Origin of the sequence: Citrobacter sp. CK181 (assembly GCF_030333595.1) — a bacterium.
GTDB lineage: Bacteria > Pseudomonadota > Gammaproteobacteria > Enterobacterales > Enterobacteriaceae > Citrobacter_B > Citrobacter_B koseri.
This window is the reverse complement of the sequence record NZ_JAOWFN010000012.1, coordinates 286988-300216: the sequence shown is the minus strand read 5'-3', so window position 1 is coordinate 300216 and position 13229 is coordinate 286988. Positions and strand designations below refer to the sequence as shown.

The window sequence follows — 13229 nt, the reverse complement described above, 5'->3', positions numbered from 1 at the left end:
TCACTTTGTTATGCAACGTGATTAATTGTCTTGCATAAAATGTGTGCGCGATCTCATTCGTATGCCGCTTTTCTGCTATGATGCGCGGCATGAACATACTTATCTCCATTGCAATCACAACGGGCATTCTCTCCGGTATCTGGGGATGGGTGGCCGTTTCCTTTGGCCTGCTCAGCTGGGCGGGTTTTCTGGGCTGTACGGCCTATTTCGCCTGCCCGCAGGGCGGCCTGAAAGGGTTATTGATTTCTGCATGTACGCTCCTGAGCGGCGTGGTGTGGGCGCTGGTGATTATTCACGGCAGCGCGCTGGCTCCGCATCTGGAGATCGTCAGTTACGTCATGACGGGAATCGTCGCGTTTTTGATGTGCGTTCAGGCGAAGCAGCTGTTGCTTTCTTTTGTGCCTGGCACCTTTATCGGCGCATGCGCGACGTTTGCAGGGCAGGGGGACTGGCGACTGGTTCTGCCTTCGCTGGCGCTGGGACTCGTGTTTGGCTATGCGATGAAAAATAGCGGGCTGTGGCTGGCGTCTCGTCGGGTAAGAGATTCTTCGCCGACGGCGGTCAGCAAATAAAAAAACGTGAGGTTTCCCCCACGTTCATATGATGTCAATCCTGATGGCGCAAACTTATCCTGCCTGCTGTAGGCCCGATAAGCCTGCGCCATCGGGCATTCTACGGTTGGTGAAATATCAGGATTCCGGCGGTACGGACATGTGGCGGTATTTCACCAGAATGTCGTTCTGACGCTCCGCTTTGTTCTGCAAATCCCACAGGCCGCGATCGATCCCGTCGTTAATCAGGAAGATAACGCCCGTTTCAATCGCTGACATCAGACACAGCATCACCGGTTCATTAGAGGTGTAGCCGATTTCACCTTCCAGCAGTCGCTGGTAATCAATAAAGCGGAACACCCCGGCCTGCACTTCATAGGAAAGGATGGTCTTGCTGGTATTGACCGAAGAGAGGATCTCGCCGGTGCTGACGTTAACCACGCGCAGGTTTACCGCAATCTGGTCAAGCTGATACTGCGTATCCGCACCGATACCGAAGTACCGCGCACCGACCCCGCCTGACTTCACGTTGCTTTCGTAACCGATAATCGACCCTTCCACCATGATATTCGCGGCGGTGAGGGACTGAAGCGGGATTCGGTTATTGATAGCCACCGTGCCGTTTTCCTGCGCTGCACGAATAATTTTGCGTTCGTTCAGCAGGTTTTGCAGTCCCTGACGCTCCAGCGGGATAAACCAGCGGGAGTCTTTCAGCGCGGTCACCAGCATCGCGGTGGCGCTCTGCGGAACAGCAGTCGAGAAGTTACTCGCCGGATAAGGCTTAAACTGGCCCGTTTCATCCTGAATATTATAAACCGAGACAAAAATCTTACCCGTTGGCATCGGCAGGTGCGTCAAATCTTTATAGCTTTGCGCACGAGGCATTAATGTCGGTTTCGCGGCTTCTTTAGGCGGGGCGGTTAAGCATCCGCTCAGTAAACATACTGCAACCAAAATAAGTAAGCGCTGCATGATTATTGTCCTTTGGTAGCTGGGGCTTAGAAATCGGTTGACTGTGTTTGCAAACCTGACACTTCAATCGTCGAGGTTTTCCCGGTTTTCCTGTCCGTGACATTAAGTCGCAGTTGCCCATCCCGGTTGGCGATATCAATGATAAAATCATTGGTCACCATTCTGCCTGGTTTGCCGGTGTTAATATTCGTCAGCAATCCGCCAAGGATTTGCGATTGAATAGCCTGCGTAAAGTTATCCAGGGCAGACGGGGTTTCAATCCCGAAGTCGTCGTAATAACTTGGGTCCTTATAAGAGTTTTGTGCCTGAGCGCTATTTAATAAAAATGCGCCGTTATTTGGGTTTCCACCAAAATTAGGATTTCGGAACTGGAATGTCATATTTCCGGCCCAACTTAATGGTGAAATAAGCATGAGCATAACTACTGCATGTTTGACACGCATGGCAGCCTCCAGACTAAATCATATTTTAGAATTCATCGCGCGCTAAATCACTCGTGCTTAATAGCGTTTGATCTATTTGCCGACGATTTAATGCTTCTTCAGTTTGCGCCAGCGCGAAGTCAACGGTTCGCTCGAAGTCTCTTTTCGTTGGGAATAAAAAAGTCTGGAATATAACGTCCTGATTTACCGTTATCGTGATCCAACTTCCCCAACGCGCACTGGGTCTTTCATTGATGGTCAAATTGCCTGTGTACTCACTTTCCCATTTGTCGCTGAAGGCGCGATAAAAATTGTGGCCGACTGATGAGACGGTATGGTCAGTTAAGAGTCCGGGAACTTCCACTTCAACTTCCGCAGCGTAAAGATTCCCTGCGGCAAGCAGTAATTCTGCTGCCACAATCCAGGTCAGATAGCGTTTCATGGCTTTATCGCCTGAGGTTATCGTTTGCCCACGAGACCGCCTGAGTACGGTTTTTAACAGCTATCTTTTTGAAAAGATTATAAAGATGTGTTTTTACCGTATTCTCGCTGATAAAAAGCGAGCGGGCGATTTCAATGTTTGAGGCGCCGATTCGCAGTTTATTGAGGATCTCTTTTTCACGATGAGTGAGAAGCGCTGATTCCGTGCTGTTGTAACGGTAGTTCCCTGAATGAGTGATCAGGTAACTGGCCAGCTTTTGCGAAAAATAGCATTCGCCTCGCAGGATCCCCTGCAAGCCGTTAACGACACGTTCTTCATCCTCCGTTGCGTAAAACACGCCATTGATATGTGGCCAGTTTTCAATATCACGGAAGGGATAGTCGTCGGGAGTATTCAACAATAACGTCTTGATATTGTTGTTTTTCCGACTCAAATTGTCTTGCCAGTAATGGATAATTTTTTTATCCGCTTCCATCATATCCAGTAAAACAATGCAGCTGGCGGATATATCATCCAGAGAACGTTGAATATTATGTAGTTTTCCGGTAACAGCCAGTGATTGCTTTAAATGCTGCAATAATGCAGTGGCCTGCAAAGATGGTTTTGTGATCAACAATAATGTATGACCATGAATACTATGGACTTCATTAAACATGATGAAACCCCACTTTTTTTAGTCGCACATCTGACAGCTGCCTCAGCTAAAATACGAGGCACCAGAAGTACTGACAGATGTTGCACTGCTGTGTGTAGAAATAAAACATCGACCCAAAAAGGGTAAAAATATTAAAACAGATGGACTACAACTGATTTCAATCTAGTCATTACAAACCTTAAAGCAAGTGTTAAACTTGTAACAAAATGTAAAATTATATATTCATATGTTAATGTGTGGATTTTTTAGAGATTAGATTTGATAGAAAAGTTGTACATGTTGCTGTTATTGCATAGATTTAAAAAATCATACAAATTATAATAACTTATTGATTTTAAATAATAATTTAAAATTATTTTTGAGTTTGTCTGACAAGTTAATTTTAAAACGTTCGACTCAGGGCGGCCTGGACATTTTTAGTGAGAAAAAAATGATGTTTGTCACGAGTTGTGACGGCGATGCAGTGTGATGCCCGGAGAAACGCATAATGATATGCAGAAAACGGTTTTTCCCTCTCACTGGCAGAAATGTTTAGCCCGCTACAGATAAGAAAATAAATTTTTCGTAAATAACAGTGGAGTCAACAGTGAATTAGCACTTTGGTGTGACGCTGAATATCAAAATACCACTCGCGGGTGAGTTATTTAAAATGTTTCCACGGACATACTCTTCATCGTAACGCGGCGTTAACAAAAAACGAATCGCGTTAACAGTCAAATTGAAATGCTTTTAAATTAACGTAATGTACGACCAGGTCCAGGGTGACAACATGAAAAACAAATTGTTATTTATGATGTTAACAATACTGGGTGCGCCTGGGATTGCAGCCGCGACAAGTTATGATCTGGCAAATGCGGAATATAATTTTGCGGTAAATGAATTAAGCAAGTCTTCATTTAATCAGGCAGCCATTATTGGTCAAAAGGGCACTTATAATAGTGCAAAAACACGCCAGGACGGCTCAAAACTTTTATCTGTTATTTCACAAGAAGGCGGAAATAACCGAGCGAAGATTGACCAGTCAGGAGCTTATAACCTTGCATATATTGATCAGGCGGGTTACGCCAATGATGCAAGTATATCACAAGGCTCTTATGGTAATACTGCAATGATTATTCAGAAAGGTTCTGGTAATAAAGCAGATATTACGCAGTACGGTACGCAAAAAACAGCAGTTGTAGTGCAGAGACAGTCGCGCATGGCTATTCGCGTTACGCAACGTTAATACCATGACGACTTTTAAATCAATCCGATGGGGGTTTACCATGAAACTTTTAAAAGTGGCAGCATTCGCAGCAATCGTAGTTTCTGGCAGTGCTCTGGCAGGTGTTGTTCCGCAGTGGGGCGGTGGCGGCGGTCATAATAATGGCGGTAATAATTCCGGCCCTGAATCCACCCTGAGTATTTTCCAGTACGGTAGCGCAAACTCTGCTCTTGCTCTGCAAAGCGATGCTCGTAAATCAGATCTGTCCATCAAACAATATGGTCATGGTAACGGCGCAGACGTAGGCCAGGGCGCTGACAACAGCGGCATTGACCTGACCCAGAATGGGTACAGAAACAGCGCGACTATCGATCAGTGGAATGCCAAAAACTCTGATATCGTTGTGAGCCAGTTTGGTGGCCGCAACGGCGCGCTGGTTAACCAGACTGCGTCCGACTCCCAGGTATCGGTTACTCAGGTCGGCTTCGGCAACAACGCCACGGCTAACCAGTACTGATTCAGGTCGGGTACTCATAATAAACAGGGCGAAAGCCCTGTTTTTTTTCGTGAGGATATGATGAATACGCTATTACTCCTTGCCGCACTCTCCAGCCAGATTACATTTAATACCACGCAACAAGGTGAAATTTACACCATTGTCCCCCAGGTTACGCTCAGTAAACCCTGCGTGTGCGAAGTCCAAATTTTTGCCGTTCGTGATGGGAAGGGAGGGCAAAGCCGTACACAGCAGAAAACAACCCTTTCTTTGCCCGCTAATCAACCCATTGATTTAACGAAACTCAGTTTAAATATTTCCCCGGAGGACTCGGTAAAAATTATCGTTACCGTTTCCGACGGGCAGTCGTTGCATTTGTCGCAGCAATGGCCATCTCCTGAGAAGTCATCTTAATCATTTGATTTATTTAGTGATTGTTTGTGGCAGGGGATGGATTACTGTTCTATGAATTATAGAGAGGCAACAACGTCGTTTCCGTTCACCGCGAGCGTCGCAGTGGAAGGAAAACTCCGATCCTTCAAGTATGATTGATCATTGAGGAGCTATTGTATGTTTGCGTTGTGTTCGAAAAATATCCTCGGAGCAGGCCTTGGCGTCTGCATTCTCTTTTCTTCCTCTGTTACAGCTCAACAAATCACTACCGGCGGCGTTATTCATTTTCGTGGTCAGATTGTCGAACCTCCCTGTGAGGTCAGTGCCCGGCAGCAAAATATTGACATGACATGCGTGAATAATGGCCAGATGAAAACTAACCGTTTTACCCTGCAACAGGTTACAACCGCCCCGCAAAGCCTTCGACAAATTGCATCCGTGAGAGTCAACTATCTCGATCCGCAACAACGTCTGGCAATTATGAGTATTGAATACCAATAAACGCATCTGTCAGAGATAAAATCGTTCGATTAAAAAACGCGATTTCATTGAAAGCCCTGCTGTACACTTAGGCTATAGGTTAAGGTAAGGGGGATCTATGAAATCGCGTATTCATGTACAACATGGCGACATAACCCAACTCACGGTAGATGTGATTGTTAATGCCGCCAACGCTTCATTACTGGGGGGCGGTGGCGTTGACGGCGCGATTCATCGTGCAGCGGGTCCGGCGCTACTGGAAGCCTGCAAAAAAGTCAGGCAGCAGCAGGGCGAGTGCCCGGCAGGACACGCGGTCATTACTCTGGCAGGCAATCTGCCGGCGAAAGCGGTGATCCATACGGTGGGGCCCGTCTGGCGTGGCGGCGATCACAACGAATCCCAGCTCCTGGAAGATGCCTATTTCAACAGTTTGCAACTGGTGCTGGCCAATGGCTACCGGTCTGTCGCGTTTCCGGCGATCAGCACCGGCGCTTACGGCTACCCACGCCCCGCCGCAGCAGAGATCGCGGTCAATACGGTTGCGGATTTTCTTGCCCGCCACGCGCTACCTGAGCAGGTATACTTTGTCTGTTATGATGAAGAAACTGCCCGACTTTACGAGCGATTACTGACCCAACAAGGTGATGAGTGAGTTGACCCGACTTGAGCGCGCTGTTACCCCGCTGTGTGAACGTCATCCCGGCGAATGCGGCATTCTCGCCCTGGATGACAGCCTGGATGCCTTTGCCGCACGCTATCGATTAACGGAAATGGCTGAGCGCACCCTGGATGTGCAGTATTACATCTGGGAGGACGACATGTCCGGGCGTCTGCTGTTTTCGATATTATTGGCGGCGGCAAAACGCGGCGTTCATGTTCGCCTGCTGCTGGATGATAACAACACGCCGGGGCTTGATGATACGTTGCAACTGCTGGATAGCCACCCCAATATCGAAGTGCGCCTGTTTAATCCTTTCTCTTTTCGTATGCTGCGTGCGCTGGGGTATTTAACCGACTTTGCCCGGCTTAATCGGCGTATGCATAATAAAAGCTATACGGCAGATGGCGCAGTCACCATTGTCGGCGGGCGGAATATTGGCGATGCCTATTTTGGCGCAGGTGAAGAGCCGCTGTTTTCCGATCTCGACGTGATGGCGATTGGCCCTGTCGTAAAAGACGTGGCGGATGATTTTGAACGTTACTGGCATTGCAAATCGGTTTCAACGCTGCAAAAAGTGTTGTCGCTGTCTGAGCAGGAAATCACCCGACGCATTGACTTACCGGATTCCTGGTACAACGACGACATTACGCGCCGCTATTTGCATAAGCTGAAAACCAGCCACTTTATGTCCCATCTTGATCGCGGCGCTTTACCGCTGATATGGGCGAAAACCCGTCTGCTCAGCGACGATCCTTTAAAAGGCGAGGGGAAAGCGCAGCGTCATTCGCTTCTGCCGCAACGCCTGTTCGATGTGATGGGGTCGCCAACGGAACGTATCGACATTATTTCCGCCTATTTTGTTCCCACCCGGGCGGGCGTCGCGCAACTGCTGCAACTGGTGAGAAAAGGGGTCAGGATCGCGATTCTTACCAATTCACTGGCGGCGAACGATGTGGCGGTCGTCCATGCGGGCTATGCGCGGTGGCGTAAAAAACTTCTGCGCTACGGCATTGAGCTCTATGAGCTTAAACCCACTAACGGGCATGCGGCTGAACTTCACGATCGTGGTTTAACCGGTAACTCAGGCTCCAGCCTGCATGCGAAGACCTTCAGCATTGACGGGAATAAGGTTTTTATCGGTTCGCTCAATTTCGATCCCCGATCGACGTTACTCAATACCGAAATGGGGTTTGTGATTGAAAGCGAAACGCTGGCAACGCTGATTCATAACCGTTTTATGCAGAGCCAGCGTGATGACGCCTGGCAACTGCGGCTGGATCGTTGGGGAAGGATTAACTGGGTTGATCGCCACCTGCGTGACGAGGTGGTACTGAAAAAAGAACCCGCCACAGGATTCTGGAAGCGGGTTCTGGTGCGACTGGCGTCTGTCTTGCCCGTCGAATGGCTGCTTTAACGCCCTTCAGCGGGTAGCTTAACTGGCGACAGCCTTGCTGTTATCACGTTTAACCGCGGGTTTGCCCGAAAATAAGAATTTCAGTACGGGAATCCGTAAATGCAGTTCATACAGGACCAGCGCAATACCGATAACAAAGACCAGCCCGCATAAAAAGCCCAGCAGATTCGACGTAATATGCGGCGTAATATACGCGCCGAAAAACAGCGTTAGTGGATGATGCACCAGATAGATGAAAAGCGATGCATTCACAAAATAGGTGACGCGAGCGGACTGGAAATTAAGTAAACGATGGCCCAGCGAAAAGACCACGTTAACCATCCACAATCCCATTAGCATAGTAATGACGTATTCTGTCTCATACATCCAGGCATCGCCGCTGCCATAACGCTGGTTCAGCAGGTAGGCAACGAAGGCGAGCGCCGCAGCCAGCGTGCATCCGCGTGACGGTACGGTAAACAGCGCTTTCAGCGCCGGGTTGATGAATGCCAGCGCGCCCAGGATAAAGAAAGGGAGATAAAACAGCGTTTGCATGACGACAAAATTGAACATGCCATCGCTAAGAATAGAGGGATAAATGATAAAAATGGCGCGTCTCAGCGCGGCGTAACCGACGCCAAGGATAAAGAAGATAAGCGTCAATTTGGTCATCGAAACGGCGGCGAATAACGGCTTTGTTGTGCGTTCCGCGCTTTTTTTGATTTGGCTGAATGCCCACATGCTCAGGGTTGTTAATACAACAAGCACTAATAAAAACCACAGATGAGAAATTAATTCCCAGGCCAGCGTATTGTATTTCTCATACAAAGAAAGCGTGTGCCAGTTCTCGGTTTTTCCTTTGACAAATTGCAGCATGATAAATTGCGGCAAGGTGAGTAAAGGAATGGCCGTCAGCATAGGAATACCTACGCGTTCAACACGCACTTTCCACCAGCGTTTTAATGGATAACGCAGGAATAACATGTACGAAAAATAACCGGAAATAACAAAAAAGACCTGCATGCGAAATGCGTGGACAAAATCGTTAAACAGGGTCAGCCACCATGAGGGCTCTGCGCTGTTGATATGCCAGGTATGGCTTGAATAGATCAACGAGATATGAAAGGGGATCCCCAACAACATCAGCCAGGCGCGGATGGAGTCAAGAAAATATTCACGCTGTGGAGGTACTGGATTCATAGATAGATACATATTCTCAGACTTTTCGTCTTATCCCTGGGACGAATAATGTTTACATTCGGGGGCAACCCTACACGAAGTCCAACAACCTGTCTCCAGGATAAGCACGCAAAGTGAAAACAGGAGCAAAACCTGCTTAATCCATGAGCCAGCGCGCTGAACAAAGCCGGGATTCAGTTGTCGGATTGCCTGATTATCCATTAAAATGGATCGGATCGATATAAGCACACAAAGGGGGAAGTGCTTACTTATTATGAAACATAAACGACAAATGATGAAAATGCGTTGGTTGGGCGCGGCGGTAATGTTAACGCTGTACACATCGTCGAGTTGGGCGTTCACCATCGATGATGTTGCAAAACAAGCTCAATCCTTAGCCGGTAAAGGCTATGAGGCGCCGAAAAGTAACTTGCCCTCCGTTTTCCGCGACATGAAATATGCGGACTATCAGCAGATCCAGTTTAACCGTGATAAAGCGTACTGGAGCAATATCAAGACCCCATTCAAACTCGAGTTCTACCACCAGGGTATGTACTTCGACACACCGGTCAGGATCAACGAAGTTACCGCGACGACGGTAAAAAGAATCAAATACAACCCGGACTATTTCAATTTTGGCGATGTTCAGCATGATAAAGACACCGTCAAAGACCTCGGCTTCGCCGGGTTCAAAGTGCTGTACCCGATCAACAGCAAAGACAAAAATGATGAAATCGTCAGCATGCTCGGTGCCAGCTATTTCCGCGTCATTGGCGCAGGCCAGGTCTATGGTCTTTCCGCGCGTGGTCTGGCGATTGATACCGCGCTGCCTTCCGGTGAGGAATTTCCCCGCTTTCGCGAGTTCTGGATTGAGCGTCCAAAACCGACTGACAAACGTTTGACCATCTATGCGTTGCTCGATTCCCCGCGTGCGACCGGGGCATACCGCTTCGTCATCATCCCTGGGCGTGACACCGTGGTGGACGTTCAGTCGAAAGTCTACCTGCGTGATAAAGTCGGTAAACTGGGCGTTGCGCCGTTAACCAGCATGTTCCTGTTTGGGCCGAACCAGCCGTCTCCGGCAACCAACTATCGCCCGGAATTGCACGACTCTAACGGGTTGTCTATCCATGCGGGCAACGGTGAATGGATCTGGCGCCCGCTGAATAACCCGAAACATCTTGCGGTGAGCAGCTATGCGATGGAAAACCCACAAGGGTTCGGTTTGCTGCAACGCGGCCGCCAGTTTTCGCGCTTTGAAGATTTAGACGATCGCTACGACCTGCGCCCAAGCGCCTGGATCACGCCGAAAGGCGAGTGGGGCAAAGGGAAAATCGAACTGGTGGAAATTCCGACCAACGATGAAACTAACGATAACATCGTGGCCTACTGGACGCCGGATCAACTGCCTGAAGCAGGCAAAGAGATGAACTTCAAGTACACCATGACGTTTACCCGCGATGAAGAGAAACTTCATGCGCCGGAGAATGCCTGGGTTCAGCAGACGCGTCGCTCTACGGGCGATGTCAAACAGTCTAACCTGATTCGCCAGCCTGACGGCACCATCGCCTTCGTCGTGGATTTTGTCGGCACAGATATGAAAAAACTGCCGCAGGATACCCCTGTCACGGCGCAAACCAGTATTGGCGATAACGGTGAAATCGTTGAGAACTCAGTGCGTTATAACCCGGTGACGAAAGGCTGGCGTTTGACGCTGCGCGTAAAAGTGAAAGACGCGAAGAAAACCACTGAAATGCGTGCTGCGTTGGTGAATGCCGATCAGCCGTTGAGTGAAACCTGGAGCTACCAGTTACCTGCCAATGAATAAGACAACTGAGTATATTGACGCAATGCCGCTTTCAGACATTGAGAAAGCGGCGCTGCCGAAAACGGACATCCGCGCCGTCCATGAGGCGCTGGATGTTGAGCATCGAGCTTACTCGCGAGAAGACGATTCACCGCAGGGATCTGTTAAAGCGCGCCTTGAGCAGGCCTGGCCGGATTCGCTGGCCGAAGGGCAACTGATTAAGGATGATGAGGGACGCGATCAGTTGCAGGCAATGCCGAAAGCGACGCGTTCTTCTATGTTCCCCGATCCCTGGCGCACCAACCCGCTGGGTCGTTTCTGGGACCGCTTGCGCGGCCGGGACGTGACGCCGCGTTATCTCTCCCGCCTGACGAAAGAAGAGCAGGAGAACGAGCAAAAATGGCGTACCGTCGGGACAATCCGCCGTTACATCCTGTTGCTGCTGACGCTGGCGCAGACGGTGGTTGCGACCTGGTATATGAAGACCATTCTTCCTTACCAGGGCTGGGCGCTCATCAATCCCGCCGACATGATCGGGCAGGATCTGTGGGTCTCCTTTATGCAACTGCTGCCGTATGTGCTGCAAACCGGCATCCTGATCCTGTTCGCCGTGCTGTTCTGCTGGGTGTCTGCGGGGTTCTGGACCGCGCTTATGGGCTTCCTGCAACTGCTGATTGGCCGCGATAAATACAGTATTTCAGCGTCAACGGTGGGAAATGAGCCGCTGAATCCAGAGCACCGTACCGCGTTGATTATGCCTATCTGCAACGAGGACGTTGACCGCGTGTTCGCGGGGCTACGCGCTACGTGGGAATCGGTTAAAGCCACCGGCAACGCAGCACATTTCGACGTCTATATCCTGAGCGATAGCTACAACCCCGATATCTGCGTGGCGGAACAAAAAGCGTGGATGGAGCTGATTGCTGAAGTGCAGGGCGAAGGACAGATTTTCTATCGCCGTCGCCGCCGTCGTGTGAAGCGCAAAAGCGGCAATATCGATGACTTCTGCCGTCGCTGGGGCAACCAGTACAGCTACATGGTGGTGCTGGACGCTGACTCGGTGATGACCGGCGAGTGTCTGAGCGGCCTGGTGCGTCTGATGGAAGCGAACCCGAATGCCGGGATCATTCAGTCGTCGCCGAAAGCGTCCGGTATGGATACGCTGTATGCGCGTTGCCAGCAGTTTGCTACCCGCGTGTACGGCCCGCTGTTTACCGCCGGGCTGCACTTCTGGCAGCTAGGCGAGTCGCATTACTGGGGCCACAACGCGATTATTCGCGTGAAGCCATTCATCGAACACTGTGCGCTTGCGCCGCTGCCGGGCGAAGGATCGTTCGCGGGTTCCATCCTCTCGCATGACTTCGTGGAAGCGGCGTTAATGCGTCGTGCAGGGTGGGGCGTCTGGATTGCCTACGACCTGCCGGGTTCGTATGAAGAACTGCCGCCGAACCTGCTGGATGAACTTAAGCGTGACCGCCGCTGGTGTCATGGCAACCTGATGAACTTCCGCCTGTTCCTGGTGAAAGGGATGCACCCGGTTCACCGTGCGGTGTTCCTGACGGGGGTCATGTCTTACCTGTCGGCACCGCTGTGGTTCATGTTCCTGGCGCTTTCCACCGCCTTGCAGGTGGTTCATGCGTTGACCGAACCGCAATACTTCCTGCAACCGCGCCAGCTGTTCCCGGTCTGGCCGCAGTGGCGCCCCGAGCTGGCGATTGCGCTGTTTGCATCCACGATGGTGCTGCTGTTCCTGCCGAAGCTGCTGAGTATTATGCTCATCTGGTGTAAGGGCACAAAAGAGTATGGCGGATTTGTGCGCGTAACGCTGTCGCTGCTGTTGGAAGTGCTGTTCTCTGTGCTGCTGGCGCCGGTACGCATGTTGTTCCACACGGTGTTTGTGGTGAGCGCATTCCTCGGCTGGGAAGTGGTCTGGAATTCACCGCAGCGTGACGATGACTCTACCCCGTGGGGTGAAGCCTTCATGCGTCACGGTTCCCAGCTGCTGCTCGGCCTGGTATGGGCGGTTGGCATGGCCTGGCTGGATTTACGTTTCCTGTTCTGGCTGGCGCCGATTGTCTTCTCGCTGATCCTGTCGCCGTTTGTGTCCGTGGTTTCCAGCCGTTCAACGGTAGGCTTGCGCACCAAACGCTGGAAGCTGTTCCTCATCCCGGAAGAGTATTCCCCGCCGCAGGTGCTGGTGGATACTGACAAATACCTGGCGATGAACCGCAATCGCACGCTGGATGATGGTTTTATGCACGCGGTGTTTAATCCGTCGTTTAACGCGCTGGCTACGGCGATGGCTACGGCCCGTCACCGCGCCAGTAAGGTGCTGGAGATTGCGCGCGACCGCCATGTGGAGCAGGCGCTGAATGAAACGCCGGAAAAACTGAATCGCGACCGCCGTCTGGTGTTGTTGAGCGATCCGGTGACGATGGCGCGTTTACACTATCGCGTCTGGAATTCACCGGAAAGATACTCATCGTGGGTTAACTACTATCAGGGTATCAATCTGAACCCACTGGCGTTACAGAAGAAGTAAGCCGTAGCGGCCTGATAAACGTGGCGTTTATC

Annotated in this window: 14 protein-coding genes; 9 read left to right on the top strand and 5 right to left on the bottom strand. The window is 50.4% G+C overall.

Annotation, left to right across the window (positions count from 1 at the left end; genetic code table 11):
- Window positions 1–89 precede the first annotated feature (89 nt).
- Entirely contained in the window at window positions 90–572 is a 483-nt protein-coding gene (locus OGW17_RS10810; protein WP_065422796.1) for a DUF1097 domain-containing protein, read from the top strand.
- A gap of 117 nt (window positions 573–689) precedes the next feature.
- Here OGW17_RS10810 and csgG read toward each other — a convergent pair whose 3' ends face one another.
- The 4 genes from csgG to csgD are packed head-to-tail and all read right to left on the bottom strand — an operon-like array spanning window position 690 to window position 3042.
- Window positions 690–1523, bottom strand: a complete 834-nt coding sequence (gene csgG / locus OGW17_RS10805; protein WP_024130452.1) for a curli production assembly/transport protein CsgG — start codon at window positions 1521–1523, stop codon at window positions 690–692.
- A 26-nt stretch (window positions 1524–1549) separates the two neighbouring features.
- A complete protein-coding gene (gene csgF / locus OGW17_RS10800) occupies window positions 1550–1966 on the bottom strand; it encodes a curli production assembly/transport protein CsgF (protein WP_012132893.1) in 417 nt (138 codons plus the stop codon).
- Between the two features lie 25 nt (window positions 1967–1991).
- Window positions 1992–2387: a curli production assembly/transport protein CsgE gene (csgE, locus tag OGW17_RS10795; protein WP_286452188.1), complete on the bottom strand. Its 396-nt coding sequence runs from the start codon at window positions 2385–2387 to the stop codon at window positions 1992–1994.
- Between the two features lie 4 nt (window positions 2388–2391).
- On the bottom strand, window positions 2392–3042 hold the full coding sequence (gene csgD, locus OGW17_RS10790; protein ID WP_012132891.1) for a biofilm master transcriptional regulator CsgD: 651 nt from the start codon (window positions 3040–3042) through the stop codon (window positions 2392–2394).
- Between the two features lie 769 nt (window positions 3043–3811).
- Here csgD and csgB point away from each other — a divergent pair.
- From csgB to OGW17_RS10760, 6 genes are all read left to right on the top strand, one after another.
- Window positions 3812–4267, top strand: coding sequence for a curli minor subunit CsgB (csgB, locus tag OGW17_RS10785; RefSeq protein WP_047457584.1), 456 nt, complete (start codon window positions 3812–3814; stop codon window positions 4265–4267).
- Between the two features lie 40 nt (window positions 4268–4307).
- Complete coding sequence (gene csgA, locus OGW17_RS10780; RefSeq protein WP_024130450.1) at window positions 4308–4763, top strand: curli major subunit CsgA; 456 nt, start codon at window positions 4308–4310, stop codon at window positions 4761–4763.
- A gap of 60 nt (window positions 4764–4823) precedes the next feature.
- Window positions 4824–5156, top strand: a complete 333-nt coding sequence (gene csgC / locus OGW17_RS10775; protein ID WP_024130449.1) for a curli assembly chaperone CsgC — start codon at window positions 4824–4826, stop codon at window positions 5154–5156.
- A gap of 156 nt (window positions 5157–5312) precedes the next feature.
- Window positions 5313–5636: a YmdA family protein gene (locus tag OGW17_RS10770; protein WP_047457582.1), complete on the top strand. Its 324-nt coding sequence runs from the start codon at window positions 5313–5315 to the stop codon at window positions 5634–5636.
- Window positions 5637–5733: 97 nt separating this feature from the next.
- Complete coding sequence (gene ymdB / locus OGW17_RS10765) at window positions 5734–6267, top strand: O-acetyl-ADP-ribose deacetylase (protein WP_047457580.1); 534 nt, start codon at window positions 5734–5736, stop codon at window positions 6265–6267.
- On the top strand, window positions 6260–7690 hold the full coding sequence (locus OGW17_RS10760; RefSeq protein ID WP_080975442.1) for a phospholipase D family protein: 1431 nt from the start codon (window positions 6260–6262) through the stop codon (window positions 7688–7690). The genes ymdB and OGW17_RS10760 overlap by 8 nt, the downstream gene beginning before the upstream one ends.
- 18 nt (window positions 7691–7708) lie before the next feature.
- On the opposite strand, the gene mdoC is transcribed toward OGW17_RS10760, so the two are convergent.
- Window positions 7709–8869, bottom strand: a complete 1161-nt coding sequence (mdoC, locus tag OGW17_RS10755; RefSeq protein ID WP_071258244.1) for a glucans biosynthesis protein MdoC — start codon at window positions 8867–8869, stop codon at window positions 7709–7711.
- Window positions 8870–9140: 271 nt separating this feature from the next.
- Here mdoC and mdoG point away from each other — a divergent pair, with 271 nt between their 5' ends.
- Window positions 9141–10676 carry a glucans biosynthesis protein MdoG gene (mdoG, locus tag OGW17_RS10750; protein ID WP_077956924.1) on the top strand — a complete coding sequence of 512 codons (1536 nt, stop codon included), beginning with the start codon at window positions 9141–9143 and terminating at the stop codon, window positions 10674–10676.
- Window positions 10669–13197 (top strand): glucans biosynthesis glucosyltransferase MdoH, encoded by a 2529-nt coding sequence (gene mdoH, locus OGW17_RS10745; RefSeq protein WP_047457577.1) that lies wholly within the window; start codon window positions 10669–10671, stop codon window positions 13195–13197. The genes mdoG and mdoH overlap by 8 nt, the downstream gene beginning before the upstream one ends.
- Window positions 13198–13229 lie beyond the last annotated feature (32 nt).

Bases quoted from the DNA above. Each gene is read 5' to 3' on its own strand.
- OGW17_RS10810 (WP_065422796.1), top strand. From the start codon at position 90: ATGAACATACTTATCTCCATTGCAATCACAACGGGCATTCTCTCCGGT.
- csgG (WP_024130452.1), bottom strand. From the start codon at position 1,523: ATGCAGCGCTTACTTATTTTGGTTGCAGTATGTTTACTGAGCGGATGC.
- csgF (WP_012132893.1), bottom strand. From the start codon at position 1,966: ATGCGTGTCAAACATGCAGTAGTTATGCTCATGCTTATTTCACCATTA.
- csgE (WP_286452188.1), bottom strand. From the start codon at position 2,387: ATGAAACGCTATCTGACCTGGATTGTGGCAGCAGAATTACTGCTTGCC.
- csgD (WP_012132891.1), bottom strand. From the start codon at position 3,042: ATGTTTAATGAAGTCCATAGTATTCATGGTCATACATTATTGTTGATC.
- csgB (WP_047457584.1), top strand. From the start codon at position 3,812: ATGAAAAACAAATTGTTATTTATGATGTTAACAATACTGGGTGCGCCT.
- csgA (WP_024130450.1), top strand. From the start codon at position 4,308: ATGAAACTTTTAAAAGTGGCAGCATTCGCAGCAATCGTAGTTTCTGGC.
- csgC (WP_024130449.1), top strand. From the start codon at position 4,824: ATGAATACGCTATTACTCCTTGCCGCACTCTCCAGCCAGATTACATTT.
- OGW17_RS10770 (WP_047457582.1), top strand. From the start codon at position 5,313: ATGTTTGCGTTGTGTTCGAAAAATATCCTCGGAGCAGGCCTTGGCGTC.
- ymdB (WP_047457580.1), top strand. From the start codon at position 5,734: ATGAAATCGCGTATTCATGTACAACATGGCGACATAACCCAACTCACG.
- OGW17_RS10760 (WP_080975442.1), top strand. From the start codon at position 6,260: ATGAGTGAGTTGACCCGACTTGAGCGCGCTGTTACCCCGCTGTGTGAA.
- mdoC (WP_071258244.1), bottom strand. From the start codon at position 8,869: ATGAATCCAGTACCTCCACAGCGTGAATATTTTCTTGACTCCATCCGC.
- mdoG (WP_077956924.1), top strand. From the start codon at position 9,141: ATGATGAAAATGCGTTGGTTGGGCGCGGCGGTAATGTTAACGCTGTAC.
- mdoH (WP_047457577.1), top strand. From the start codon at position 10,669: ATGAATAAGACAACTGAGTATATTGACGCAATGCCGCTTTCAGACATT.